The sequence below is a fragment of the Enterobacter sp. BIDMC 29 genome (assembly GCF_019378755.1).
In the GTDB taxonomy this organism is placed as follows: Bacteria; Pseudomonadota; Gammaproteobacteria; order Enterobacterales; family Enterobacteriaceae; genus Enterobacter; species Enterobacter ludwigii.
The window spans coordinates 2,707,137-2,734,100 of sequence record NZ_CP080000.1; the positions used below are offsets into that span (position 1 = coordinate 2,707,137).

19 protein-coding genes, 1 tRNA gene and 3 rRNA genes are annotated in these 26,964 nt (G+C 53.5%); 8 read left to right on the forward strand and 15 right to left on the reverse strand.

Annotated elements, in window-relative coordinates; translation table 11 throughout:
* Window positions 1–171 precede the first annotated feature (171 nt).
* Genes rseC through rpoE form a run of 4 tightly spaced genes read right to left on the reverse strand, consistent with a single transcriptional unit; the run spans window position 172 to window position 2,855 of the window.
* Window positions 172–648, reverse strand: a complete 477-nt coding sequence (rseC, locus tag JTA15_RS12025; RefSeq protein WP_014171217.1) for a SoxR-reducing system protein RseC — start codon at window positions 646–648, stop codon at window positions 172–174.
* Window positions 645–1,598 carry a sigma-E factor regulatory protein RseB gene (gene rseB / locus JTA15_RS12030; RefSeq protein ID WP_219372336.1) on the reverse strand — a complete coding sequence of 318 codons (954 nt, stop codon included), beginning with the start codon at window positions 1,596–1,598 and terminating at the stop codon, window positions 645–647. The genes rseC and rseB overlap by 4 nt, the downstream gene beginning before the upstream one ends.
* Window positions 1,598–2,248 carry an anti-sigma-E factor RseA gene (gene rseA, locus JTA15_RS12035; protein WP_025203448.1) on the reverse strand — a complete coding sequence of 217 codons (651 nt, stop codon included), beginning with the start codon at window positions 2,246–2,248 and terminating at the stop codon, window positions 1,598–1,600. Before rseA ends, rseB begins: the two co-directional genes overlap by 1 nt.
* A 31-nt stretch (window positions 2,249–2,279) precedes the next feature.
* A complete protein-coding gene (gene rpoE / locus JTA15_RS12040; protein WP_006176728.1) occupies window positions 2,280–2,855 on the reverse strand; it encodes an RNA polymerase sigma factor RpoE in 576 nt (191 codons plus the stop codon).
* Window positions 2,856–3,279: 424 nt separating this feature from the next.
* On the opposite strand from rpoE, the gene nadB reads away from it, so the two are divergent.
* On the forward strand, window positions 3,280–4,899 hold the full coding sequence (gene nadB / locus JTA15_RS12050; protein WP_219372337.1) for an L-aspartate oxidase: 1,620 nt from the start codon (window positions 3,280–3,282) through the stop codon (window positions 4,897–4,899).
* Here the strand turns inward: nadB and JTA15_RS12055 are convergent.
* A complete protein-coding gene (locus JTA15_RS12055; protein ID WP_032680478.1) occupies window positions 4,884–5,621 on the reverse strand; it encodes a tRNA1(Val) (adenine(37)-N6)-methyltransferase in 738 nt (245 codons plus the stop codon). The two genes, nadB and JTA15_RS12055, sit on opposite strands and share 16 nt — an antisense overlap.
* 132 nt (window positions 5,622–5,753) lie before the next feature.
* Here JTA15_RS12055 and srmB point away from each other — a divergent pair, with 132 nt between their 5' ends.
* On the forward strand, window positions 5,754–7,082 hold the full coding sequence (srmB, locus tag JTA15_RS12060) for an ATP-dependent RNA helicase SrmB (RefSeq protein WP_020882998.1): 1,329 nt from the start codon (window positions 5,754–5,756) through the stop codon (window positions 7,080–7,082).
* Between the two features lie 53 nt (window positions 7,083–7,135).
* Here the strand turns inward: srmB and grcA are convergent, their stop codons facing one another.
* Window positions 7,136–7,519 (reverse strand): autonomous glycyl radical cofactor GrcA, encoded by a 384-nt coding sequence (gene grcA / locus JTA15_RS12065; RefSeq protein ID WP_013098327.1) that lies wholly within the window; start codon window positions 7,517–7,519, stop codon window positions 7,136–7,138.
* A gap of 314 nt (window positions 7,520–7,833) precedes the next feature.
* Between grcA and ung the strand changes: the two genes are divergently transcribed.
* Window positions 7,834–8,523, forward strand: coding sequence for a uracil-DNA glycosylase (gene ung / locus JTA15_RS12070; RefSeq protein ID WP_219372338.1), 690 nt, complete (start codon window positions 7,834–7,836; stop codon window positions 8,521–8,523).
* 45 nt (window positions 8,524–8,568) lie between these two features.
* Here ung and JTA15_RS12075 read toward each other — a convergent pair whose 3' ends face one another.
* Window positions 8,569–9,654 carry a tRNA/rRNA methyltransferase gene (locus JTA15_RS12075; RefSeq protein ID WP_025203443.1) on the reverse strand — a complete coding sequence of 362 codons (1,086 nt, stop codon included), beginning with the start codon at window positions 9,652–9,654 and terminating at the stop codon, window positions 8,569–8,571.
* A gap of 204 nt (window positions 9,655–9,858) precedes the next feature.
* Here JTA15_RS12075 and trxC point away from each other — a divergent pair, with 204 nt between their 5' ends.
* The 5 genes from trxC (at window position 9,859) to JTA15_RS12105 (ending at window position 15,580) form a co-directional block, all read left to right on the forward strand.
* Window positions 9,859–10,278: a thioredoxin TrxC gene (trxC, locus tag JTA15_RS12080; RefSeq protein WP_014171226.1), complete on the forward strand. Its 420-nt coding sequence runs from the start codon at window positions 9,859–9,861 to the stop codon at window positions 10,276–10,278.
* A gap of 69 nt (window positions 10,279–10,347) precedes the next feature.
* Complete coding sequence (gene tapT, locus JTA15_RS12085; protein ID WP_032680476.1) at window positions 10,348–11,046, forward strand: tRNA-uridine aminocarboxypropyltransferase; 699 nt, start codon at window positions 10,348–10,350, stop codon at window positions 11,044–11,046.
* 35 nt (window positions 11,047–11,081) lie between these two features.
* On the forward strand, window positions 11,082–13,745 hold the full coding sequence (gene pat / locus JTA15_RS12090) for a protein lysine acetyltransferase (RefSeq protein WP_219372339.1): 2,664 nt from the start codon (window positions 11,082–11,084) through the stop codon (window positions 13,743–13,745).
* Window positions 13,746–13,855: 110 nt separating this feature from the next.
* On the forward strand, window positions 13,856–15,211 hold the full coding sequence (pssA, locus tag JTA15_RS12100; RefSeq protein ID WP_020882993.1) for a CDP-diacylglycerol--serine O-phosphatidyltransferase: 1,356 nt from the start codon (window positions 13,856–13,858) through the stop codon (window positions 15,209–15,211).
* 45 nt (window positions 15,212–15,256) lie between these two features.
* Window positions 15,257–15,580: a YfiM family lipoprotein gene (locus tag JTA15_RS12105; RefSeq protein ID WP_014171230.1), complete on the forward strand. Its 324-nt coding sequence runs from the start codon at window positions 15,257–15,259 to the stop codon at window positions 15,578–15,580.
* Here JTA15_RS12105 and JTA15_RS12110 read toward each other — a convergent pair.
* From JTA15_RS12110 to rluD, 8 genes are all read right to left on the reverse strand, one after another.
* A complete protein-coding gene (locus JTA15_RS12110) occupies window positions 15,577–16,872 on the reverse strand; it encodes an MFS transporter (protein WP_106503410.1) in 1,296 nt (431 codons plus the stop codon). The two genes, JTA15_RS12105 and JTA15_RS12110, sit on opposite strands and share 4 nt — an antisense overlap.
* 255 nt (window positions 16,873–17,127) lie before the next feature.
* Window positions 17,128–17,243: ribosomal RNA gene (gene rrf, locus JTA15_RS12115) — 5S ribosomal RNA — on the reverse strand.
* A 63-nt stretch (window positions 17,244–17,306) separates the two neighbouring features.
* A 23S ribosomal RNA gene (locus JTA15_RS12120) occupies window positions 17,307–20,213 on the reverse strand.
* 192 nt (window positions 20,214–20,405) lie between these two features.
* A tRNA-Glu gene (locus JTA15_RS12125) sits at window positions 20,406–20,481 on the reverse strand.
* Window positions 20,482–20,566: 85 nt separating this feature from the next.
* A 16S ribosomal RNA gene (locus JTA15_RS12130) occupies window positions 20,567–22,106 on the reverse strand.
* Together the 16S, 23S and 5S rRNA genes with 1 tRNA gene alongside form the textbook arrangement of a ribosomal RNA operon.
* A gap of 427 nt (window positions 22,107–22,533) precedes the next feature.
* Entirely contained in the window at window positions 22,534–25,107 is a 2,574-nt protein-coding gene (clpB, locus tag JTA15_RS12135; RefSeq protein WP_020883924.1) for an ATP-dependent chaperone ClpB, read from the reverse strand.
* A gap of 129 nt (window positions 25,108–25,236) precedes the next feature.
* Window positions 25,237–25,968 (reverse strand): purine nucleoside phosphorylase YfiH, encoded by a 732-nt coding sequence (yfiH, locus tag JTA15_RS12140; RefSeq protein WP_020883923.1) that lies wholly within the window; start codon window positions 25,966–25,968, stop codon window positions 25,237–25,239.
* Window positions 25,965–26,945: a 23S rRNA pseudouridine(1911/1915/1917) synthase RluD gene (gene rluD / locus JTA15_RS12145; protein WP_014171235.1), complete on the reverse strand. Its 981-nt coding sequence runs from the start codon at window positions 26,943–26,945 to the stop codon at window positions 25,965–25,967. The genes yfiH and rluD overlap by 4 nt, the downstream gene beginning before the upstream one ends.
* Window positions 26,946–26,964 lie beyond the last annotated feature (19 nt).

The window sequence follows — 26,964 nt, forward strand, 5'->3', positions numbered from 1 at the left end:
ATGCCTTACGAATTCCTGGAGGCCGCTGTTCTTAGCCTGACGTTTTTCAGTGCGAAAACGCCGCATTCTACACTACATCCCCGTTACCTGGAAATGTACTTAGCGCCAGGTATAGCGTGAAGAAATGACGTTTTCTGTTTTAGGACGTAAAAAAGGACAAAGCCCGATGGATCACCGGGCCTCAGAAGAGAGCGTCTCAACACGAAGCTGGTCGGGTGCCAGCCCAACGCTGAGAATAACAGGCTGCCACTCTTCGCGTGCGGCAAGCTTCGGGGAGAGAGCTTTGGCCAGCCAGAATCCCCCTACGCCGCCCAATGCCGCACCACACATGGCGGCCACATCGGTACCAAACAGCATCTGGAATACGCCGCCCATAACAAACAGCCCCACCAGTGGAGAGAGATAAACCAGCATGGCGGACGTGAGCAGGCTACCTTCTGCAATTCCCAGCTCCACCTTTTGCCCCACCATCAGCGGCCGATCGCTTGGCACGGAAATGGTATGCGAGGTTTGCGGCCCGAGCTTGTTCAGCACGCGGCTACCGCAACCGGCTCTGGAAGCACAGCTATTGCATGAGGCCTTAACATCACAGCTCACCAGCGCAATGCCATTCTGCCACGATACGACCGTAGCCCACTCTTTAATCATTGTGCTGCCCTGAATTTAATGCTGTCGGAAATACGCTTCGCCGTTTGTGGCGGTAATTCACCCACAATGGTGATCTCTGCGTTATCGCGAACCGTGGTGCTGACCGTCCTGCGTCCGGTACGAAGCATTTGTTCAGAACTGTTTGCCGATGCGCGGTTAATGTTCACCGAGAAACTGAACAAACCATCGGAATAAAGACGCGATTCAACCGGTGTTTCAATGGTTGGCAGTTGTCGACGGCTGCTGGAGACTTCGCTAAACCCTTGCGGGATCCAGGAAGGAACCCAGTTGAAGTTGACGGAATCACCCGCCGGTACCGAAAGCAGCGGCGGCAGGCTGGTTTTCGCCAGATTCTGCATGCTATTACCCACCTGATTGTTCACGCTAAAGGAGATAACGCGGAACTGTTCCAGCGTTTCACCATCACGGTCAAGCAGGTCTACACGCATTGGCAGCTTGGTTTCGGCGTCAATCCAGACGATATAGCTGTAGCGCGTTCCGTCACGGGCAACAACGCGGATCACCTCACACAGTCTGTCCGCAATGCGCGTACGCCCTACCGAAATGAAATCATAGTAAGGCGCAAGACGTTTGAAGTCGGTGTAGATAAGCGATGGCAGAGAATCGACGATATAATCGCCATTCAGCGTGAAAGGCTCCAGACCGGGTTCGAAATAACTGATTTCGTTACCACGCTGGACAACTTCCCGACGCGGGCCATCCATCTGTAAAAGCTGGGCGAGCGGCTGGTTATCAAGACGGGCATGGCGGTATCGTAACGACTCGACGCCCTGCTTATTGATACTGATAAATGCCAACTCGTAATTGAGTGACTGGCTGGCCAGATTCATTTGCTGCAACAACGCCCCGGATGAAACATCAGCCGAGGCGTTGGCAGAGAAGAACAGGCTACCCGCCATCAGAGACATGGCGAACCAAAGTTGCTTCATTACTGCGATTGCGTTCCTAAAGTTTGGTTTCCGGGCACCTGCACAGCCGCTTGCTGGGTTTGTGCCTGCTCAAACTGAAGCTGTTCAGAGTGCAGACGACGCTGCAACTCGTAATCCTGCAACATCGCATTAATGCGACGGCGTTGCTCCTGAACCTGCTGTTGCTGGCCGCCGCTGGCGGATGCATCAGCCGGAACACCCAAACTTACCGGGCTGGCTTTGCCCATCATCGGCAGTGTGTTGAACACTGGCGCTTCTGGCTGCTGATTAGTTTCAGACTGAGTATTATAGTGCTGGACGCCAACGATAACTGCAAGCGATACGCATGCAGCCACACCCATTTGGGTGAGCTGGCTGGCCCACGGACGCACCTTGTGCCAGAACGGCATTTTCTGCCACTGGTGAGGCGCAGGTTGAGCTTCAGGAATCAGCGGAGTGGTCTGACGGACAGGCTCATTTTCAATGGCCGCCATCACGCGAGCTGAGATATCGAAATGGAGAACCTCGCCGGTGTCACCGCGAAGGGTGTCACGGATGAGATGGTAACTCTCCCAGGTCTCTTGCATTTCGGGAGAATGAGACAGCTCGTTGAGCAGCTCACTATCCAGCGTTTCACCATCCATTAAAGCGGAAAGTTTTTCTTTCTGCATGCCTAATACCTTTTCCAGTATCCCGCTATCGTCAACGCCTGATAAGCGGTTGAACTTTATTATCAATTGCTTCTCGCGCACGGAAAATACGTGAACGTACCGTGCCGACCGGACAATCCATGATGGCGGCTATCTCTTCATAGCTCAGACCATCCAACTCCCGTAACGTAATTGCCATGCGTAAATCTTCCGGGAGCGACTCGATCGTGCGAAAAACGATTTGTCTCAGTTCTTCTGACAACATTAAGTTCTCAGGGTTCGAAATTTCTTTCAGCGCACCGCCACTTTCGAAGTTTTCGGCGTCGATTGCGTCCACATCACTTGAAGGCGGACGGCGGCCCTGAGCGACCAGATAATTCTTTGCCGTATTGACCGCAATACGGTACAGCCAGGTATAAAAAGCACTATCTCCCCGGAATGAATCCAGCGCGCGATAGGCCTTAATAAAAGACTCTTGTACTACATCAGGCACATCGCCTGACGGTACATAGCGGGAAACCAGGCTCGCCACCTTATGCTGGTAGCGCACCACCAGTAAGTTAAAGGCTTTCTGATCTCCCTTCTGGACCCGTTCAACCAGGACCTGGTCCGTTAACTGCTCGCTCATCCGAGGTAATGTCTCCCCAAACCTAAATTCCACGCGTTATCGAAACGCCACTCTTAAAAAACCGCACTTTGAGCAAGCACCGAATTAGAGTGTCTGATCTTCAATAAGTTCCGTAACGCCTTTGTTTTTGTTCATCGCGCCGCAGACTGTTCATTTTCTCTCATTATAAGTCTGTTCACGATACGCACCACTTTATGACAAGAAACATCTCTTTTCCCGCCAGAAGAGTAACGCAACCCAGTCTTTATTTCACCACAAAATCTGACGCTAACGATCTGCTTCGCAAAATATTTTCTTTCTTTTACGTGGTTTTAATCCTCCGCCTCGAGTTTAGCGGTTACAACTCACATCAAAAAAAACGTGCGATATCTCGCATTCGGATGCTATTCTGACCAAACACTGTTTAGTAAATTAAACAAAAATCATGAACACAACACCTGAACTGCATTGTGATGTACTGATCATCGGTAGCGGCGCTGCCGGTCTCTCCCTGGCACTGCGTCTGGCCGAACATCAGAGCGTTATCGTTCTGAGCAAAGGGCCGATAAGTGAAGGTTCTACGTTTTATGCCCAGGGCGGTATTGCCGCCGTGTTTGATGAGACAGACAGCATTGCGTCGCATGTCGACGATACGCTGATTGCCGGGGCCGGGATCGTGGATGCACATGCCGCAGAGTTTGTGGCCAGTAATGCCCGTCATTGCGTGCAGTGGTTGATCGATCAGGGCGTATTATTTGATACACAGGTGCAGCCAAACGGTGAAGAGAGCTACCACCTGACCCGCGAAGGCGGGCATAGCCACCGCCGTATCCTGCATGCCGCAGACGCTACCGGTAAAGAAGTCGAAACCACGCTGGTCAGCAAAGCCCTCAGCCATCCTAACATTCGGGTCCTTGAGCGCAGCAATGCCGTTGACCTGATTATTTCCGACAAGATTGGCCTTCCGGGTACACGTCGTGTCGTGGGTGCCTGGGTCTGGAATCGCAATAAAGAGAAGGTTGAGACCTGTCAGGCGAAGGCCGTGGTGCTGGCGACTGGCGGTGCATCCAAAGTGTATCAGTATACCACCAACCCCGATATTGCCTCCGGAGACGGCATCGCCATGGCCTGGCGCGCCGGTTGTCGCGTGGCAAACCTTGAATTCAACCAGTTTCACCCGACCGCCCTGTTCCATCCTCAGGCGCGTAATTTCCTGCTGACGGAAGCCCTGCGCGGTGAAGGCGCATACCTGAAACGTCCTGACGGCTCCCGCTTTATGCCGGACTTTGACCCCAGGGGCGAGCTGGCACCGCGCGATATCGTTGCCCGCGCCATCGACCATGAAATGAAGCGTCTTGGCGTGGACTGCATGTATCTGGACATCAGCCATAAGCCGGCAGAGTTTATCCGCCAGCATTTCCCGATGATCTACGAAAAGCTGCTGGGTCTGGGGATTGATTTAACCCGCGATTCGGTGCCCATCGTGCCTGCCGCCCACTATACCTGCGGGGGCGTAATGGTTGACGATCACGGTCGCACCGACGTGGATGGCCTGTATGCTATCGGTGAAGTAAGTTATACCGGGCTTCATGGCGCGAACCGGTTGGCGTCGAACTCACTGCTGGAGTGTCTGGTTTACGGCTGGTCTGCCGCGGAAGATATCACGAAGCGCATGCCTTACGCCCGTCAGACAGAAAATCTGCCTGCCTGGGATGAAAGCCGCGTGGAGAACCCGGATGAGCTGGTCGTTATTCAGCATAACTGGCACGAACTGCGGCTGTTTATGTGGGACTACGTCGGGATTGTGCGGACCACGAAACGTCTTGAACGCGCATTACGCCGTATCACGATGCTGCAGCAGGAAATCGATGAATATTATGCCAATTTCCGCGTATCCAATAATCTGCTGGAGCTGCGCAATCTGGTTCAGGTTGCCGAATTGATTGTTCGCTGCGCGATGATGCGCAAAGAGAGCCGCGGTTTGCACTATACCCTCGACTACCCCGAGCAGCTGGCCGAGTCCGGCCCGTCGATCCTCTCCCCGCAGGTTCACATAAACAGATAAAACGCCTGGGTCAGAGCGGTGTAATCTTCGGAATAACGCTGGTCTGGCCCACGGATCACCATTCGGTCGTTAAAGCATTCACCTTCTTTGGGTGAGAGCGCCAGCAGCACACGGTGCGGCAATCGCCCTTCGGTATCTGCAATATCGGTGCGTAAACGTAATTTCCAGCCAATCTCTTGCGCTATGCCAATAAACGCATTGCCGGTGCTTTCTGGCAGAACCACGCAGAAAAAACCCTCTTCTGAAATAAGTTCTGCGGCACTGATCAGCAGCGCCTTATGGTCGAGGGAGCCGGTATAACGGGCCTGTTCACGCTCAGGCGTTCCGCACTCAACTCCGGGCGCGTAGTAGGGAGGATTGCTGACAATCAGGTCGTAACGCGCGGTTTGCTCCGGCGTCCAGTCGAGCACATCTGCACATTCAACGTTAATCCGGGCGGCCCACGGAGATTCAGCCGCATTTTCACTCGCCTGCTCTGCCGCCTGCGCATCCAGCTCCACCGCATCTATGGTGACATGCGCTTCGGTACGTTGCGCCAGCATCAGCGCCAACAGCCCGCTGCCCGTCCCAATATCCAGAATACGCTTTACACCTGCGACAGGTGCCCAGGCACCCAGTAAAATACCGTCTGTACCGACTTTCATGGCACAGCGATCGTGAGCGACAAAAAATTGTTTAAACGTAAAACCATCGCGGCGCAACTGCGCTTTGAGTTGAGACATGTCAGGGCAACCTTCTAAGTGAAACTGGAGTAGCATAGGGGAAAGCGAAGTGGCCGCAAAGCGATATCCATACAAACAGATGAAGATTACAGCCGTAACGTCTATAATCAGCGCCCCACACAGAGGTAGAACATGACTGTAACGACTTTTTCCGAACTTGAACTCGATGAAAGCCTGCTCAATGCACTTGAGAGCAAAGGCTTTACACGCCCGACCGCCATTCAGGCAGCGGCCATTCCGCCTGCGCTTGAGGGCCGCGATGTGCTCGGTTCTGCGCCAACCGGCACGGGGAAGACAGCAGCTTACTTGCTGCCTGTGTTGCAGCATCTGCTCGATTTTCCACGTAAAAAATCAGGCCCGCCGCGTATTTTGATCCTGACGCCGACGCGCGAGCTGGCGATGCAGGTTGCCGATCACGCCCGCGAGCTGGCGGCCAATACCCATCTGGATATCGCCACGATCACTGGCGGCGTTGCGTATATGAACCACGCCGAAGTGTTCAGCGAAAATCAGGACATCGTCGTTGCGACGACCGGTCGCCTGCTGCAGTACATTAAAGAAGAGAACTTCGACTGCCGCGCGGTAGAAACACTGATTCTGGATGAAGCTGACCGCATGCTGGACATGGGCTTCGCGCAGGATATCGAACATATCGCGGGTGAGACACGCTGGCGTAACCAGACGATGCTGTTCTCTGCCACCCTTGAAGGTGACGCGATCAAAGACTTCGCAGAGCGCCTGCTGGAAGATCCGGTGGAAGTTTCCGCGACACCGTCCACGCGCGAACGCAAGAAGATCCACCAGTGGTATTACCGTGCAGATAACCTTGAACATAAGGTTGAGTTACTTAAGCACCTGCTGAAGCAGGACGATGCCACCCGTACCATCGTCTTTGTGCGTAAGCGCGAGCGTGTGCATGAACTGGCTGAAATGCTGCGTAATGCCGGGATCAATAACTGCTATCTCGAAGGCGAGATGGCGCAGGTTAAGCGTACCGAAGGGATTAAACGTCTGACTGATGGTCGCGTGAACGTGCTGGTCGCAACAGACGTTGCTGCACGCGGGATCGACATTCCGGACGTCAGTCACGTCATTAACTTCGATATGCCACGCAGCGGCGACACCTATCTGCACCGCATTGGCCGTACCGGCCGTGCCGGACGCAAAGGTATCGCGATCTCTCTGGTCGAAGCGCATGACTACCTGCTGCTGCAGAAAATTGGCCGCTACGTCGATGAGCCACTGAAAGCACGCGTTATTGATGAGCTTCGCCCGACCACACGTGCACCGAGTGAAAAAATGACGGGCAAACCGTCTAAAAAAGCGCTCGCAAAACGTGCTGAGAAAAAAGAGAAAGAAAAAGAGAAGCCGCGCGTGAAGCAGCGCCACCGCGATACCAAGAATATTGGTAAGCGCCGTAAACCAAGCTCTGCCGCACCAGAGACGAAAACTGAAGAGTAAAAAAAAGCCGGGGAAAACCCCGGCTTTTTTATTCCACCCCCGAGACTGAAACCTTACAGGCTTTCAGTAAAGGTACGCGCAATAACGTCGCGCTGCTGTTCCGGGGTCAGAGAGTTAAAACGTACTGCATAACCTGATACACGAATGGTCAGCTGTGGGTATTTTTCCGGGTGCTTAACCGCATCTTCCAGCGTTTCACGACGCAGCACGTTCACGTTCAGGTGCTGACCACCTTCAACACGCACTTCCGGTTTTACTTCCATTGGGATTTCACGGTATTCGATTTCGCCCAGTTTGTTCACCGGAACGATTTCATCTTCAGCAAAACCCGCTTTCGCTACTACACAGCGCGCTTCATTTTTCTCGCTGTCCAGCAGCCAGAAAGAGTTGAGCAGGTCGTCATTTGCAGCTTTAGTAATCTGGATACCTGTAATCATGTGTTGCCTCCCTTAGGCTACATTAACTGGTGTCGGCCTCGCGCGGCCAATTGGTAAAACCATTGTTTCTTGTGTGTATATATATCACTCGCACCCCGGTCATTTATTGATTTAAATCAACAAAAACACCAACCACACAAAGAGTGTGGTTTGATTTTATTGTTCCAGATCAATTTCATTGCTTTGCCAGCTCAACTCCTTTCGCATCTATTCAAAATAAATTGAATGACTTACGGTGATTTTATGCCTGGGATTTTGCACCCCAGGTTTTAGCGGTTAAGCTAGGCGCAGAATGTGATTCGCAGGAGAGCGAGATGACGACACCGTTGACCTGGCACGATGTGCTGGCAGAAGAGAAACAGCAGCCCTATTTTATTAACACCCTCAGCACCGTTGCGGCAGAGCGGCAGTCTGGCCAGACGATTTATCCGCCACAAAAGGATGTTTTCAACGCGTTTCGCTATACCGAACTCAGCGATGTGAAAGTTGTTATCCTCGGCCAGGATCCTTACCACGGACCGGGACAGGCTCACGGGCTTGCTTTCTCTGTACGTCCTGGGGTTGCTATCCCCCCTTCGCTTCTGAACATGTACAAAGAACTCGAAAAGACCGTGCCCGGGTTTACCCGGCCCACTCATGGTTATCTGGAAAGCTGGGCGCGCCAGGGCGTGCTGTTACTGAATACGGTACTCACCGTACGTGCCGGTCAGGCACATTCTCACGCCAGCCTGGGCTGGGAAACCTTTACCGATAAAGTCATTAGCCTTATCAACGCGCATCGTGAAGGGGTGGTGTTTTTACTGTGGGGTTCCCACGCGCAGAAGAAAGGGGCGATTATCGACAGGCAGCGTCATCATGTCCTGAAGGCACCGCATCCGTCACCGCTGTCAGCGCATCGTGGTTTCTTTGGTTGTAATCATTTTGTTCTGGCGAACGAGTGGCTGGAAAAACGTGGCGAAACGCCAATTGACTGGATGCCAGTGTTACCGGCTGAGAGTGAGTAACGCATCGGATGTGCCCGTTTTAGCGGGCACATCCGACGCACAGTCTTATGCTTTATTCTGACGCCACCATTCCGCCAGCAGTACGCCAGTCGCAACGGAAACGTTCAGACTTTCAACATTGCCTGTACCGTCGATAGAGACGCTCAGATCCGCGCTGGAAAGCGCAGCATCCGACAGGCCATCACGCTCCTGACCCAGCACCAGCACCATTTTACGCGGCAGTGTCGCTTTAAACAGCGGCGTAGCGGCATGGCTGGAGGTTGTGACGATGGCATATCCCGCATTACGGAACTGCTCAATGGCATCCAGAACGCTGTCGCCGGTGATCGGCTGAACATGCTCTGCCCCGCCCTCTGCGGTACGGATCGCGGCACCCGATTCCAGCAGCGCGGCATCCTGTAACAGCACGCCTTTCACGCCAAAGTGCGCGCAGCTACGCATCATTGCACCCAGATTATGCGGGTTGCCCACATCTTCAAGTGCCAGCACGCAGTCATCGGCTTCCGCCTGGCTAACCCACTGCTGTACGGTAGTCCCGTTACGTTTTTTGATCAGGAAGCACACGCCACCGTGGTGTTCAGTGCCTGATGCTTTCGTCAGCTCAGCATCATCCACCACATGGTAGGCTTTACGGTTTGCCGCCATCCAGCGCAGCGCTTCTTTAAAGCGCGGGGTTACGCTCTGGATAAACCATGCGCGAACGATGCACTCAGGACGGCTCTGGAACAGCGCCTGGCAGGCGTTCTCGCCATAGACTCGGGTCTCTTCTGCACGCTGACGGCGCAGCACTTCCGGGTCAATAAAGCTTTTCCCGCTGATGCCGCCGTGATCGGCTTTTTCAGGCGCCTCATCACCAGGGGCGCGAGAAACAGTACGCCAGGGGGATGAACCCTCGCGCGAGAAATCATCGCGTTTGCGATCGTCACGCTTGCGRTCRTCACGCTTGCGGTCATCACCGCGGTTATTTCTGTCATCGCGGGCGGGGCGACGGCCACCGTCTGCACGAGAAGACGCCGGACGCCCGCCACCTTTTCCGGTACGCGGATTTTGGGTGCGTTTATCAGAGTCATCATCACTGCGGACATACATCACTTTGACCTTGCCGCTTTTGTTTTTCATTTCGTCGTTCATGCTTTTCTCCACCAGCGCTGCGCGAAGCGCGCAGATTACCCGATGTGCAAGCTCATAGCCATAAATTCGTACAAAAGCCTGTGACTATTGTTCTCATTGAATAAAACGCATTGTCGTTTCAAACAGGCTGAATGATAATATGTAACATATTAGAAACATTATCGGCATTCTGCCGCTGTCCCACGGCTCTATCAGAGGTTAGTTATGAATACCGTATGTGCCAACTGTCAGGCTCTTAATCGCATTCCGGACGATCGGATTGAAGATGGTGCGAAATGCGGGCGTTGTGGCCATGAACTGTTTGATGGCGATGTTATCAACGCTACGGGTGCTACGCTGGACAAACTCCTCAAGGACGATCTTCCGGTGGTTGTCGATTTTTGGGCACCGTGGTGTGGTCCGTGCCGTAGCTTCGCGCCAGTCTTCGAAGATGTTGCCGAAGAACGCAGCGGCAAAATGCGTTTTGTTAAGGTCAATACCGAAGCAGAACGTGAGCTGAGCGCACGCTTTCGCATTCGCAGCATCCCAACCATCATGATTTTCAAAAATGGTGAAGTGATCGACATGCTTAACGGTGCCGTTCCTAAAGCACCGTTTGATAGCTGGTTAAACGAATCGCTGTAACATTAACGGGGCGCATCTTGTGCCCCGTTCCTTCCTCTGCGAAAATAGGGTTTTTCCTGCACTTCGCCCATGACTGATAACGCTGTTCTTCAACTGCGCGCCGCACGCCTGGCCCGCGCGACTCGCCCTTTTCTTGCCCGCGGCAATCGTATTCGCCGCTGTCAGCGTTGTCTGCTGCCGCTAAAAGTTTGTCTGTGCGAGACCCTTGCGCCGAGCACGGCGAAGAGTCGTTTTTGCCTGGTCATGTTCGATACCGAACCAATGAAACCCAGCAATACCGGACGCCTTATTGCCGACATTCTGCCGGATACCGCGGCATTTCAGTGGTCACGCACGGAACCTCCGCAGGCCCTGCTCGACTTAGTGGCAAACCCGGACTATCAGCCAATGGTCGTATTTCCGGCATCGTATGCTGGCGAAGATCGCCAGGTGCTTTCGGCACCTCCATCTGGTAAACCGCCGCTGTTTATTATGCTGGACGGAACCTGGACCGAAGCGCGAAAAATGTTCCGTAAAAGTCCTTATCTCGATTCATTGCCGGTGATTTCGGTCGACCTTTCCCGCGTCTCGGCCTACCGCCTGCGAGAAGCGCATGCTGACGGGCAATACTGTACCGCTGAAGTGGCGATTGCCCTTCTGGATTTAGCGGGAGATACCGTCGCGGCAGGTGCGCTGGGGAGCCATTTCTCCCGCTTTCGTGAACGTTACCTGGCAGGAAAAACCGTTCATAAGGGCAGCGTCACAGCAACTGAGACAGAAAACGTTTAAAATCATCAGGTCGCTTGCATTCACAGGAGGCCTGCATGAGCCAGCGAGGGTTAGAAGCGCTACTTCGTCCTAAATCCATTGCCGTTATCGGCGCATCAATGAAACCAGATCGCGCAGGCTATCTGATGATGCGTAACCTGCTGGCCGGCGGATTTAATGGCCCCGTCATGCCCGTTACGCCTGCCTATAAGGCTGTTCAGGGGGTGCTGGCATGGCCGGACGTGCAGAGCCTGCCTTTCATACCGGACCTTGCCATCCTGTGTACAAATGCGAAACGTAATCCAGCCCTGCTGGAGTCGCTCGGCAGGAAAGGATGTAAAACCTGCATTATTCTCTCGTCTCAGCCCGAACAGCAGCCGGAGCTTCTGGCATGCGCCAGTCGCTACCAGATGCGCATTCTTGGGCCAAACAGTCTGGGCCTGCTCGCCCCGTGGCAAGGGCTGAATGCCAGCTTCTCCCCGGTCCCTATCCGCAAAGGCAAACTCGCATTTATTTCGCAATCGGCTGCGGTATCGAACACGATCCTCGACTGGGCGCAACAGCGTGAGATGGGGTTTTCCTACTTCATTGCTCTGGGTGACAGCCTGGACATCGACGTTGATGAACTGCTCGATTTTCTGGCTCGCGACAGCAAAACCAGCGCCATTCTTCTTTATCTTGAGCACCTGAGCGACGCCCGTCGTTTTGTGTCGGCTTCCCGTAGCGCGTCCCGTAACAAGCCGATTCTGGTGATCAAAAGCGGGCGTAGCCCCGCCGCCCAGCGTCTGCTGCAGTCGCATTCCGGCATGGATCCCGCCTGGGATGCCGCGATTCAACGCGCGGGTTTGCTACGGGTTCAGGATACACACGAGCTTTTTTCCGCCGTCGAGACGTTAAGCCATATGCGTCCATTACGCGGTGAGAAGTTAATGATTGTCAGTAATGGCGCGGCTCCTGCCGCACTTGCACTGGATGAACTGTGGCTGCGCAATGGCAAGCTGGCCACCCTGGGTGAGGAGACGCTTCAACGCCTGAAAGAGGCGCTGCCGGCAAGCGTTAGCCCAGGCAATCCCCTCGATTTGCGCGATGACGCCAGTAGCGATCACTACATCAGGGCGATCTCCCTTTTACTGGATAGCCAGGATTTCGACGCGCTGATGATTATTCACTCCCCCAGCGCGGTCGCTCCCGGGAGTGAAAGCGCGCGCGCACTGATTGACGCCATCCGGAACCATCCTCGTGGTAAATATGTCACTCTGCTGACCAACTGGTGCGGTGAGTTCTCTTCCCAGGAGGCACGACGCCTGTTCAGTGAAGCCGGTCTGCCCACCTACCGCACTCCGGAAGGCACGATTACGGCGTTTATGCATATGGTGGAGTATCGCCGCAACCAGAAGCAGCTCCGTGAAACCCCGGCTTTACCGGGTAACCTGACGGCGAACACCGCCGATGTTCATCGGCTTTTACAGCAGGCTATCGAAGAGGGAGCAACCTCGCTTGATACGCACGAAGTGCAGCCGATTCTGGGCAGTTACGGGATGCAAACCCTGCCCACCTGGATTGCCGGCGACAGCGCCGAAGCCGTGCATATTGCCGAACAGATTGGCTATCCCGTTGCCCTCAAGCTTCGCTCTCCGGACATCCCGCATAAGTCTGATGTCCAGGGGGTGATGTTATACCTGCGGACTGCGACCGAGGTACAGCAAGCCGCTGATGCCATATTCGACCGGGTCAAAATGGCCTGGCCTCAGGCGCGGATCCACGGGTTGCTGGTGCAAAGCATGGCTAATCGCGCGGGCGCTCAGGAGCTGCGCGTGGTGGTTGAATACGATCCTGTCTTTGGCCCGCTTATCATGCTGGGGGAAGGCGGCGTCGAGTGGCGTCCTGAGGAGCAGGCGGTCGTGGCTTTGCCACCACTGAACATGAACCTGGCGCGTTATCTGATCATTCAGGCCATCAAAAGCAAAAAAATCCGGGGCCGAAGCGCGCTGCGCCCTCTTGATATTGCCGGGTTGAGTCAGTTCCTGGTGCAGGTGTCTAACCTGATTGTTGATTGCGCGGAGATCCAGCGGCTGGACATCCACCCGCTGCTCGCCTCCGGCAGTGAGTTTACGGCTCTGGACGTCACGCTGGATATCGCGCCTTTCGAGGGTGACAGAGAGAGCCGCCTAGCGATCCGCCCGTATCCTCTGCAGCTGGAGGAGTGGGTGGAGATGAAAAACGGGGAGCGCGCGTTGTTCCGCCCTATCCTGCCGGAAGATGAACCGCAGCTGCGCACGTTCATCTCTCAGGTAACGAAAGAGGATCTTTACTATCGCTATTTTAGCGAAATCAACGAATTTACCCACGATGATTTAGCCAATATGACCCAGATCGACTACGATCGAGAAATGGCATTTGTCGCCGTTCGTCGTTCCGATAAGGGCGATGAGATCCTCGGCGTTACGCGTGCTATTTCCGACCCGGATAATGTTGATGCGGAGTTTGCTGTGCTGGTGCGCTCCGATCTGAAAGGGTTGGGTCTGGGGCGACGGCTGCTGGAAAAACTCATCAGTTATACGCGAGATCACGGATTGTTACGCCTCAATGGCATTACTATGCCTAACAATCGCGGTATGGTGACCCTGGCGCGAAAACTTGGATTTGACGTTGATATTCAGCTGGACGAAGGTATTGTGGCCTTATCCCTGAGCCTGATATCAGCGGATAAAGCCGAGTAAGCTACTGGAAATGTTACCCACTTTGGACGGGACTGGTGGTATCATTGTCCGCTTATGTTGTTTGCATGGTACAGACAACCCTTCAATGAACAGAGAAGAAACGCACTGTGATGTTGTCAAAATTTAAGCGTAATAAACATCAACAACACCTTGCTCAACTACCGAAGATTTCTCAGTCAGTTGATGATGTAGAGTTCTTTTACGCTCCCGCCCATTTTCGGGAGACGCTTCTGGAAAAGATTGCCGGCGCTACGCGTCGCATTTGCATTGTGGCCCTGTATCTTGAACAAGATGAAGGTGGGCGAGCGATCTTAAATGCGCTCTATGAAGCCAAGCGTCAACGTCCGGAACTGGATGTTCGCGTGCTGGTCGACTGGCACCGCGCTCAGCGTGGCCGTATAGGCGCTGCTGCTTCAAACACCAATGCTGACTGGTATTGCCGCACGGCGCAGGAAAATCCTGGCGTCGATGTGCCCGTTTACGGCGTACCTGTAAATACCCGAGAAGCGCTCGGCGTCCTCCATTTCAAAGGGTTCATCATTGATGACAGCGTGCTGTACAGCGGCGCGAGCCTGAATGATGTTTACCTCCATCAGCTCGATAAATATCGATATGACCGTTACCATCTGGTTCGTAATCCGCAGATGGCGGATATCATGTTTAACTGGGTTGATAAGAACTTAGTGCAGGGTCGCGGCGTAAATCGTCTTGACGATCCACACCGTCCTAAAAGCCCGGAAATTAAAAATGATATCCGCGCGTTCCGCCAGGAACTGCGTGATGCGGTCTACCATTTCCAGGGCGATGCCAATAACGAAGAGCTATCCGTTACACCGCTGGTGGGGTTAGGCAAATCAAGCCTGCTGAACAAAACGATTTTCCACCTGATGCCGTGTGCGGAGCAGAAACTCATCATCTGCACCCCTTACTTCAACCTTCCCGCCGTGCTGGTGCGTAATATCATTCAGCTGCTGCGTGATGGAAAAAAAGTTGAAATTATCGTCGGTGACAAAACGGCTAACGACTTCTTTATTCCTGAAGATCAACCGTTCAAGATTATCGGTGCCCTCCCTTATCTCTATGAGATTAACCTGCGCCGTTTCCTGAGCCGTTTACAGTATTACGTTAACACTGACCAGCTGGTCGTGCGTCTGTGGAAAGATGAAGACAACAGTTATCATCTGAAAGGGATGTGGGTCGACGATGAATGGATGCTGCTTACGGGCAATAACCTCAACCCTCGCGCCTGGCGTCTGGATCTCGAAAATGCCATCCTGATCCATGACCCGAAACATGAGTTAGCGACCAGTCGTGAACGTGAGCTCGAGCTTATTCGCACGCATACCACTGTGGTTCAGCATTACCGTGAACTGCAGAGCATTGCCGATTACCCGGTGAAAGTCCGCAAGCTTATTCGTCGCCTGCGTCGAATCCGTATTGACAGACTTATCAGCCGTATTCTGTGATGTCCAGGCCCTGTCAGCGACAGGGCTTTTTTTTGGAGTCCGCTAATGCGTATTCTTCTCTTGCTGAGTGCTCTCTTTCTCAGTGGCTGTAGCCATATGGCTAACGATAGCTGGTCCGGGCAGGATAAAGCGCAACACTTTCTCGCCTCCGCGATGTTGTCCGCTGCCGGTAATGAGTATGCACAACATCAGGGGTACAGTCGGGATCGTAGTGCGGCAATCGGCCTGATGTTCTCTGTAAGCCTTGGGGCTTCAAAAGAATTGTGGGATAGCCGCCCCGCGGGGAGCGGCTGGAGCTGGAAAGACTTTGCCTGGGACGTAGCCGGTGCCACGACCGGCTATGCCGTGTGGCAGATGGCTCGCTATTAGAGACGAATACCTTTACCCTTTCGATGCAACATCAGGGAGACAATAAAGGCCAGTGCCCCCATCACCGTCACGTACCAGAAGAAGGTTGTTTCCGTTCCCCATGATTTAAGCGACAGCGCGACGTACTCCGCAGAGCCACCGAACAGCGCATTGGCGACCGCATAAGAAAGCCCTACCCCCAAAGCGCGTACCTGTGCCGGGAACATCTCAGCCTTCAGGATCCCACTGATCGATGTGTAAAAACTGACAATGACCATCGCCAGCATGACCAGACCAAAGGCGGCATACGGTGAGGAAACGTGCTGAAGCGCAGTTAAAATAGGAACAGTACATAACGCGGACATGCCGCCAAAAATCAGCATTGACGTGCGACGCCCTATTTTATCGGAGAGCGCGCCAATAAGTGGCTGAATCAGCATAAAGACGAACAACGCGGCGGTCATGATAGCGCTGGCGACGTTGGCGTGCATGCCCGTGGTGTTCACCAGATATTTTTGCATGTAGGTGGTGAAGGTGTAAAAGCTGAGAGAACCGCCCGCGGTGAACCCGAGAACCATCAGGAAAGCTTTGCGGTTACGCCACAGCCCTTTAAACGACCCCGCCTCCTTCAGCGCCCGGACCTCTTTTTGCGAAGTTTCATCCAACTGACGACGCAACCAGAGTGCGACGACCGCCAGTACAGCACCCATCGCGAAAGGAATTCGCCATCCCCACTCATGAAGCTGGCTGTCGGTAAGGACCTGCTGCAGAATAACCACCACCAGAATGGCCAGAAGCTGGCCACCAATAAGCGTGACGTACTGGAAAGAGGCGTAAAATCCTTTCCGGCCCTCAAGGGCAATTTCACTCATGTAAGTGGCGCTGGTACCGTATTCTCCTCCAACAGAAAGCCCCTGGAACAAACGAGCCAGTAGCAAAAGAGCCGGCGCCCATGTCCCGATAGCGTCATAACCGGGAAGACAGGCGATCACCAGCGAGCCAAAGCACATCATGCAGACCGAAATCAGCATGGATGCCTTACGTCCTCGACGGTCTGCGATCCGTCCAAACAACCATCCACCAATGGGGCGCATTAAGAAGCCCGCAGCAAATACGCCAGCCGTTTGCAGAAGCTGTGTGGTGGTGTTTCCGGACGGGAAGAAGATATGTGCGAAGTAAAGTGAACAGAATGAGTAGACGTAAAAGTCGAACCATTCCACCAGGTTCCCTGAAGAGGCACTGACGATTGCCCATACCCTTCTACGGGAATCACTGGCAGCCAGCGTCCCGTTCGATGCTATGCTTTCTGTCATTGTGATTATGCTCCTGCCATAAAAACGGCATGCTGAGTCCTGAGAACTCACGATCTTGTAAAGCAAATGTTATTATTTTGTTATAAATAACATTGAGAGTAAGATCACATTTTCTGTTAGCAAGGTAAGTTATAGGATAAAGACTAAGGGTCGTTGGCTGGTGTGGCGGTGTACAGTCTGATGCCGTCTCCGGCGGCGGGAAAGAACCAAAGCAAAAAACCCCGCACCATACGGTACGGGGTTCTTTTAATTGATGCCTGGCAGTTCCCTACTCTCGCATGGGGAGACCCCACACTACCATCGGCGCTACGGCGTTTCACTTCTGAGTTCGGCATGGGGTCAGGTGGGACCACCGCGCTAAAGCCGCCAGGCAAATTCTGTAATCTGTATCAGCTGAAAATCGTCTCTCATCGCCAAAACATCTTCGGCGTTGTAAGGTTAAGCCTCACGGTTCATTAGTATCGGTTAGCTCAACGCATCGCTGCGCTTACACACCCGACCTATCAACGTCGTAGTCTTCAACGTTCCTTCAGGAGACTTAAAGTCTCAGGGAGAACTCATCTCGGGGCAAGTTTCGTGCTTAGATGCTTTCAGCACTTATCTCTTCCGCATTTAGCTACCGGGCAGTGCCATTGGCATGACAACCCGAACACCAGTGATGCGTCCACTCCGGTCCTCTCGTACTAGGAGCAGCCCCCCTCAATTCTCCAGCGCCCACGGCAGATAGGGACCGAACTGTCTCACGACGTTCTAAACCCAGCTCGCGTACCACTTTAAATGGCGAACAGCCATACCCTTGGGACCTACTTCAGCCCCAGGATGTGATGAGCCGACATCGAGGTGCCAAACACCGCCGTCGATATGAACTCTTGGGCGGTATCAGCCTGTTATCCCCGGAGTACCTTTTATCCGTTGAGCGATGGCCCTTCCATTCAGAACCACCGGATCACTATGACCTGCTTTCGCACCTGCTCGAGCCGTCACTCTCGCAGTCAAGCTAGCTTATGCCATTGCACTAACCTCCTGATGTCCGACCAGGATTAGCTAACCTTCGTGCTCCTCCGTTACTCTTTGGGAGGAGACCGCCCCAGTCAAACTACCCACCAGACACTGTTCGCAACCCGGATCACGGGTCTACGTTAGAACACCAGCCATTAAAGGGTGGTATTTCAAGGTTGGCTCCACGCAGACTGGCGTCCACGCTTCAAAGCCTCCCACCTATCCTACACATCAAGGACCAGTGTTCAGTGTCAAGCTATAGTAAAGGTTCACGGGGTCTTTCCGTCTTGCCGCGGGTACACTGCATCTTCACAGCGAGTTCAATTTCACTGAGTCTCGGGTGGAGACAGCCTGGCCATCATTACGCCATTCGTGCAGGTCGGAACTTACCCGACAAGGAATTTCGCTACCTTAGGACCGTTATAGTTACGGCCGCCGTTTACCGGGGCTTCGATCAAGAGCTTCGCGTTACCGCTAACCCCATCAATTAACCTTCCGGCACCGGGCAGGCGTCACACCGTATACGTCCACTTTCGTGTTTGCACAGTGCTGTGTTTTTAATAAACAGTTGCAGCCAGCTGGTATCTTCGACTGATTTCAGCTCCACCCGCAGGGGCTTCACCTACATATCAGCGTGCCTTCTCCCGAAGTTACGGCACCATTTTGCCTAGTTCCTTCACCCGAGTTCTCTCAAGCGCCTTGGTATTCTCTACCTGACCACCTGTGTCGGTTTGGGGTACGATTTGATGTTACCTGATGCTTAGAGGCTTTTCCTGGAAGCAGGGCATTTGTTACTTCAGCACCGTAGTGCCTCGTCATCACACCTCAGCGTTAATAAACGACCGGATTTACCTAATCGTTCCGCCTACATGCTTAAACCGGGACAACCGTCGCCCGGCTAACATAGCCTTCTCCGTCCCCCCTTCGCAGTAACACCAAGTACAGGAATATTAACCTGTTTCCCATCGACTACGCCTTTCGGCCTCGCCTTAGGGGTCGACTCACCCTGCCCCGATTAACGTTGGACAGGAACCCTTGGTCTTCCGGCGAGCGGGCTTTTCACCCGCTTTATCGTTACTTATGTCAGCATTCGCACTTCTGATACCTCCAGCACCCCTCACAGGACACCTTCAACGGCTTACAGAACGCTCCCCTACCCAACAACGCATAAGCGTCGCTGCCGCAGCTTCGGTGCATGGTTTAGCCCCGTTACATCTTCCGCGCAGGCCGACTCGACCAGTGAGCTATTACGCTTTCTTTAAATGATGGCTGCTTCTAAGCCAACATCCTGGCTGTCTGTGCCTTCCCACATCGTTTCCCACTTAACCATGACTTTGGGACCTTAGCTGGCGGTCTGGGTTGTTTCCCTCTTCACGACGGACGTTAGCACCCGCCGTGTGTCTCCCGTGATAACATTCTTCGGTATTCGTAGTTTGCATCGGGTTGGTAAGCCGGGATGGCCCCCTAGCCGAAACAGTGCTCTACCCCCGAAGATGAATTCACGAGGCGCTACCTAAATAGCTTTCGGGGAGAACCAGCTATCTCCCGGTTTGATTGGCCTTTCACCCCCAGCCACAAGTCATCCGCTAATTTTTCAACATTAGTCGGTTCGGTCCTCCAGTTAGTGTTACCCAACCTTCAACCTGCCCATGGCTAGATCACCGGGTTTCGGGTCTATACCCTGCAACTTAACGCCCAGTTAAGACTCGGTTTCCCTTCGGCTCCCCTATACGGTTAACCTTGCTACAGAATATAAGTCGCTGACCCATTATACAAAAGGTACGCAGTCACCCCATAAAAGAGGCTCCCACTGCTTGTACGTACACGGTTTCAGGTTCTTTTTCACTCCCCTCGCCGGGGTTCTTTTCGCCTTTCCCTCACGGTACTGGTTCACTATCGGTCAGTCAGGAGTATTTAGCCTTGGAGGATGGTCCCCCCATATTCAGACAGGATACCACGTGTCCCGCCCTACTCTTCGAGTTCACAGCCTGTGTGCTTTCGTGTACGGGACTGTCACCCTGTACCGTGCGACTTTCCAGACGCTTCCACTAACACACAAGCTGATTCAGACTCTGGGCTGCTCCCCGTTCGCTCGCCGCTACTGGGGGAATCTCGGTTGATTTCTTTTCCTCGGGGTACTTAGATGTTTCAGTTCCCCCGGTTCGCCTCGTTAACCTATGTATTCAGTTAACGATAGTGTGACGGATCACACTGGGTTTCCCCATTCGGACATCGCCGGGTCAAAGGTTCATATCACCTCGCCGGCGCTTTTCGCAGATTAGCACGTCCTTCATCGCCTCTGACTGCCAGGGCATCCACCGTGTACGCTTAGTCGCTTAACCTCACAACCCGAAGATGTTTCTTTCGATTCATCACCGGCTTGCGAAAATTTGAGAGACTCGAACACACATAACATGTGTGTCGTTTCAATTTTCAGCTTGATCCAGATTTTTAAAGAGCAAATATCTCAAACGTCACCCGAAGATGAGTTTTGAGATATGTCGGCAGGTGACTTTCACTCACGAACCAGCAAGTGGCGTCCCCTAGGGGATTCGAACCCCTGTTACCGCCGTGAAAGGGCGGTGTCCTGGGCCTCTAGACGAAGGGGACACTGAAGTCTCAATCGCAAGACGCCTTGCTATTTACTTTTCATCAGACAATCTGTGTGAGCACTACAAAGGCAGGTTCTTTAAGGTAAGGAGGTGATCCAACCGCAGGTTCCCCTACGGTTACCTTGTTACGACTTCACCCCAGTCATGAATCACAAAGTGGTAAGCGCCCTCCCGAAGGTTAAGCTACCTACTTCTTTTGCAACCCACTCCCATGGTGTGACGGGCGGTGTGTACAAGGCCCGGGAACGTATTCACCGTAGCATTCTGATCTACGATTACTAGCGATTCCGACTTCATGGAGTCGAGTTGCAGACTCCAATCCGGACTACGACGCACTTTATGAGGTCCGCTTGCTCTCGCGAGTTCGCTTCTCTTTGTATGCGCCATTGTAGCACGTGTGTAGCCCTACTCGTAAGGGCCATGATGACTTGACGTCATCCCCACCTTCCTCCAGTTTATCACTGGCAGTCTCCTTTGAGTTCCCGGCCGGACCGCTGGCAACAAAGGATAAGGGTTGCGCTCGTTGCGGGACTTAACCCAACATTTCACAACACGAGCTGACGACAGCCATGCAGCACCTGTCTCAGAGTTCCCGAAGGCACCAAAGCATCTCTGCTAAGTTCTCTGGATGTCAAGAGTAGGTAAGGTTCTTCGCGTTGCATCGAATTAAACCACATGCTCCACCGCTTGTGCGGGCCCCCGTCAATTCATTTGAGTTTTAACCTTGCGGCCGTACTCCCCAGGCGGTCGACTTAACGCGTTAGCTCCGGAAGCCACGCCTCAAGGGCACAACCTCCAAGTCGACATCGTTTACGGCGTGGACTACCAGGGTATCTAATCCTGTTTGCTCCCCACGCTTTCGCACCTGAGCGTCAGTCTTTGTCCAGGGGGCCGCCTTCGCCACCGGTATTCCTCCAGATCTCTACGCATTTCACCGCTACACCTGGAATTCTACCCCCCTCTACAAGACTCTAGCCTGCCAGTTTCGAATGCAGTTCCCAGGTTGAGCCCGGGGATTTCACATCCGACTTGACAGACCGCCTGCGTGCGCTTTACGCCCAGTAATTCCGATTAACGCTTGCACCCTCCGTATTACCGCGGCTGCTGGCACGGAGTTAGCCGGTGCTTCTTCTGCGGGTAACGTCAATTGCTGTGGTTATTAACCACAACACCTTCCTCCCCGCTGAAAGTACTTTACAACCCGAAGGCCTTCTTCATACACGCGGCATGGCTGCATCAGGCTTGCGCCCATTGTGCAATATTCCCCACTGCTGCCTCCCGTAGGAGTCTGGACCGTGTCTCAGTTCCAGTGTGGCTGGTCATCCTCTCAGACCAGCTAGGGATCGTCGCCTAGGTGAGCCATTACCCCACCTACTAGCTAATCCCATCTGGGCACATCTGATGGCAAGAGGCCCGAAGGTCCCCCTCTTTGGTCTTGCGACGTTATGCGGTATTAGCTACCGTTTCCAGTAGTTATCCCCCTCCATCAGGCAGTTTCCCAGACATTACTCACCCGTCCGCCACTCGTCACCCGAGAGCAAGCTCTCTGTGCTACCGTTCGACTTGCATGTGTTAGGCCTGCCGCCAGCGTTCAATCTGAGCCATGATCAAACTCTTCAATTTAAGTTTGATGCTCGTGAATTAAACTTCGTAATGAATTACGTATGTTCACTCAGAGACTTGGTATTCATTTTTCGTCCGAGGACGTTAAGAATCCATGTCACTTTGAGTGCCCACACAGATTGTCTGATAAATTGTTAAAGAGCAGTGCCGCTTCGTTTTCGCTGCGGCGCGGGGTGTGCATATTACGCTTTCCCGCTTCAGAGTCAAGCATTTATTTTCGCTTATCTCTGCTGACCCGGCGGCGTGTGTGCCGTTGTTCCGTGTCAGTGGAGGCGCATTATAGGGGGTAATTCTGAAGCTGCAAGGATAAAGTGAAAATTATTTACTGACTGCTCACTTTCCAGGCAATTTGCATCCCAGACCTCAATTCTGGCCTGGTTTTTAAACAAAAACGAGCCGCAAGCGGCCCGTTTTTGCGTTTTGTGACTTACTGCACTGCCACAATTTTGTCGTCGTTGGCTTCCAGACGGATAACTTTGCCCGGAATCAGCTCCCCGGAGAGTATCTGCTGCGCCAGTGGGTTTTCGATCTGTTGCTGGATTGCGCGTTTCAGCGGACGCGCCCCATAAACCGGATCGTACCCATTTGCGCTCAAGAGCCTCAGCGCATCATCGGAGATGTGAATTTCATATCCACGCTCTTCAAGACGTTTATACAGACGCTGCAGCTGAATCTGCGCAATCGACGCAATATGTTTCTCACCCAGAGGATGGAACACTACCACTTCATCAATACGGTTAATGAACTCTGGACGGAAGCTATGGCTTACCACGCCCATCACCAGATCCTTCATATGGCCGTAGTCCAGTTCACCGAAACGTTCCTGAATCAAATCGGAACCCAGGTTCGAGGTCATGATCACTACCGTGTTACGGAAGTCGACCGTTCTCCCCTGTCCGTCAGTCAGCCGTCCATCGTCAAGAACTTGCAGCAGAATGTTGAACACATCCGGATGCGCTTTTTCCACTTCATCCAGCAGGATGACGGAATAAGGACGACGGCGCACCGCTTCTGTCAGGTAGCCACCTTCTTCATAACCCACATATCCTGGAGGCGCACCGACCAGTCGCGAAACGGAGTGTTTCTCCATAAACTCGGACATATCGATACGGACCATCGCGTCATCGCTGTCAAACATGAAGTTAGCCAGCGCCTTACAGAGTTCGGTTTTACCGACCCCCGTTGGCCCCAGGAACAGGAACGAACCGATTGGACGATTAGGGTCAGACAACCCTGCACGGCTACGGCGAATGGCATTAGAGACCGCTTCAACCGCCTCGTTCTGACCAATCACGCGCTGATGCAGATCCTGCTCCATGCGCAGCAGTTTATCGCGTTCGCTTTCCATCATGCGCGCAACCGGAATACCGGTCCAGCGAGCCAGCACTTCAGCGATCTCCTCATCCGTTACTTTGTTTCGTAACAGACGCATCGTTTTGCCTTCCGACTGCGTGGCGATCTCAAGCTGTTTTTCAAGCTCAGGAATTTTGCCGTACTGCAGTTCAGACATTCGCGCCAGATCACCCACACGACGCGCTTGCTCAATGGCAATTTTCGCCTGTTCCAGTTCAGCTTTAATTGTCTGAGTACCCGAGAGTGATGCTTTCTCCGCTTTCCACTCTTCTTCCAGCTCAGAGTACTGACGTTCTTTATCGTCCAGTTCTTCGTTGAGCATATCCAGCCGTTTCTTACTGGCTTCATCAGACTCTTTCTTCAGTGCCTGTTGTTCCAGTTTGAGCTGGATGATGCGACGGTCGAGCCTGTCCAGCTCTTCCGGTTTCGAGTCAATCTGCATACGAATGCTCGAGGCCGCTTCATCAATAAGGTCGATTGCTTTATCGGGCAACTGACGGTCAGCGATATAACGATGCGAAAGCGTGGCCGCTGCAACAATCGCCGGGTCAGTAATCTGCACATGGTGGTGCAGTTCATAACGTTCTTTCAGCCCACGCAAAATCGCGATGGTATCTTCAACGCTTGGCTCAGCAACAAACACTTTCTGGAAACGACGCTCCAGCGCAGCATCTTTTTCGATATACTGACGGTACTCATCCAGCGTGGTAGCCCCTACGCAGTGAAGCTCCCCACGAGCCAGGGCTGGTTTCAGCATGTTACCGGCATCCATCGCGCCGTCCGCTTTACCCGCGCCGACCATGGTGTGCAGTTCGTCAATAAACAGGATGACGTTGCCTTCCTGTTTCGCCAGGTCGTTAAGCACGCCTTTCAGACGCTCTTCGAACTCACCGCGGTATTTCGCCCCGGCCACCAGCGCACCCATGTCGAGCGCCAGTACACGACGACCTTTCAGCCCTTCCGGCACTTCACCGTTCACAATGCGCTGCGCCAGACCTTCGACGATGGCGGTTTTACCGACCCCCGGCTCACCAATCAGCACCGGGTTGTTTTTGGTACGACGCTGCAGTACCTGGATAGTACGGCGAATCTCTTCATCACGGCCGATCACCGGGTCAAGCTTGCCCTGCTCGGCACGCTCGGTCAGGTCGACCGTAAATTTTTTCAAAGCCTGACGTTGGTCTTCGGCTCCCTGATCGTTCACGCTTTCACCTCCGCGCATTTTCTCAATCGCCTGAGTCACATTGGCGGTGGTTGCGCCGGCAGATTTCAGCAGGTCGGTCAAGGTACCGCGTGATTCAAGCGCCGCCAGAACGAAAAGTTCTGACGAAATAAAGTTGTCCCCACGTTTTTGCGCCAGCTTGTCGCAAAGATTCAGCACACGCACCAGATCCTGAGACGGCTGAACGTCGCCACCGGTACCTTCTACCTGGGGTAAACGGCTCAGAGCCTGATCGATGGCGGTGCGTAACTGGCCAGCATTAATGCCGGCAGACGTTAATAACGGACGCACCGATCCCCCTTCCTGATTCAGCAAGGCGCTCATTAAATGAAGAGGTTCGATGAATTGGTTGTCGTGCCCCAGTGCAAGGGACTGGGCATCGGCGAGAGCAAGCTGGAATTTATTAGTAAGACGATCCAGACGCATAACTCCTCCCATAACAGGTCAAATTTGCTACTGGAGATTAAATGAGGTCATCCCTCAATTATTCAAGGTTAATGACCTGAATTATGTGAAAAGAAAACGGCACGTTCCGGATCGTCTTGATTCTTTAGGTTATATCAGCCAAATAAAACTTGCCATACGACCTGTCGTCTTGTCGCGGCGATAAGAGAAAAAATCACCCTTTTCGGTGAAGGTACAGCGATCGCCGCCGAAGATCTGCGTCACGCCGACATTATTCAGGCGCTGGCGGGCCAACAGGTAAATATCGGCCAGATATTTTTCACCGGCAGGAAGGAAAGCATCCGCGGCTTGCAGATCTTTCTCCATAAAGGCTTCGCGGACCTCGGGTCCCACTTCAAACGCACGAGGACCAATGGCCGGGCCGAGCCAGGCCATGATATTCGCAGGGTCATCTTTAAAGCAGGCGACGGTCTCTTCGAGCACACCTTCACACAGACCACGCCAGCCCGCATGCGCTGCTGCCACCTCGGTACCGGCACGGTTACAGAACAGAACCGGCAGGCAATCGGCAGTCATTACCGCACATACCGTTCCCGGGGTATCACTGTAAGACGCATCGGCCCGTTTAGACGCATAGGGTTCGCCCGTTAACGGCAGTACCGTTTTACCGTGAACCTGTTCCAGCCAGACCGGTTTCGACGGTAAATTCCCGGCAGCAAACAGGCGTTTGCGGTTTTCTTCAACGTGCTCCAGGTTGTCACCACAGTGTGCGCCGAGATTCAAAGATTCCCACGCGCCCTGGCTCACACCGCCGATACGGGTTGAACTGCAGGCAGCCACGCCCTCAGGCAGTGGCCACTCCGGGACAATCAGTTTGGTCATAACCAGTCCACTTGATCTTTATGTTCTTCAAAATCAACACGCATGGCGTCAATAAGGTCGACCATATCCTGTGGGATCGGCGCGTGCCATTCCATCTGAATACCGGTGATAGGATGGTAAAGACGCAGCATCGTTGCGTGCAGCGCCTGGCGATCAAACTTACGCAGTACGCTAATGAACTCATCCGATGCACCTTTTGGCGGACGCGGACGACCACCGTAGACCTGATCGCCCACCAGCGGATGGGTAATGTGCGCCATATGAACACGGATCTGGTGAGTACGACCGGTTTCCAGACGCAGACGCAGACGCGTATGAATGCGGAAGTGTTCCATAATGCGGTAGTGCGTTACCGCAGGCTTACCCATCGGGTGCACCGACATATGGGTACGTTTGGTTGGGTGACGGCTGATAGGTTCTTCCACCGTGCCGCCAGCGGTCATATGACCAATGGCCACCGCTTCATATTCACGGGTGATTTCACGCAGCTGCAGAGATTCCACCAGACGTGTCTGAGCTGGAACGGTCTTTGCCACCACCATCAGACCCGTGGTGTCTTTATCCAGACGGTGAACGATGCCGGCGCGCGGAACATCCACGATAGGCGGGTAATAATGGAGAAGTGCGTTAAGGACCGTGCCATCAGGATTCCCCGCGCCCGGATGAACAACCAGGTCACGTGGCTTGTTGATCACCAGGATGTCATCATCTTCATAGACGATGTTCAGCGGGATATCCTGCGGCTCGAAGCGGATATCCTCTTCGATTTCAGCATTGATGGCGACGGCTTCCCCACCTAACACTTTCTCTTTTGGTTTGTCCCAGATCTTGCCGTTTACCAGCACGCGCTGGTCAAGGATCCATTCTTTTATGCGTGAACGCGAATAATCAGGGAACAATTCGGCCAAAGCCTGATCTAAGCGTTGCCCGAGCTGATTTTCGGAGACTGTTGCGGTGAGTTCTACTCGTTGTGCCATAAACTGCTTCTTCGTTTAA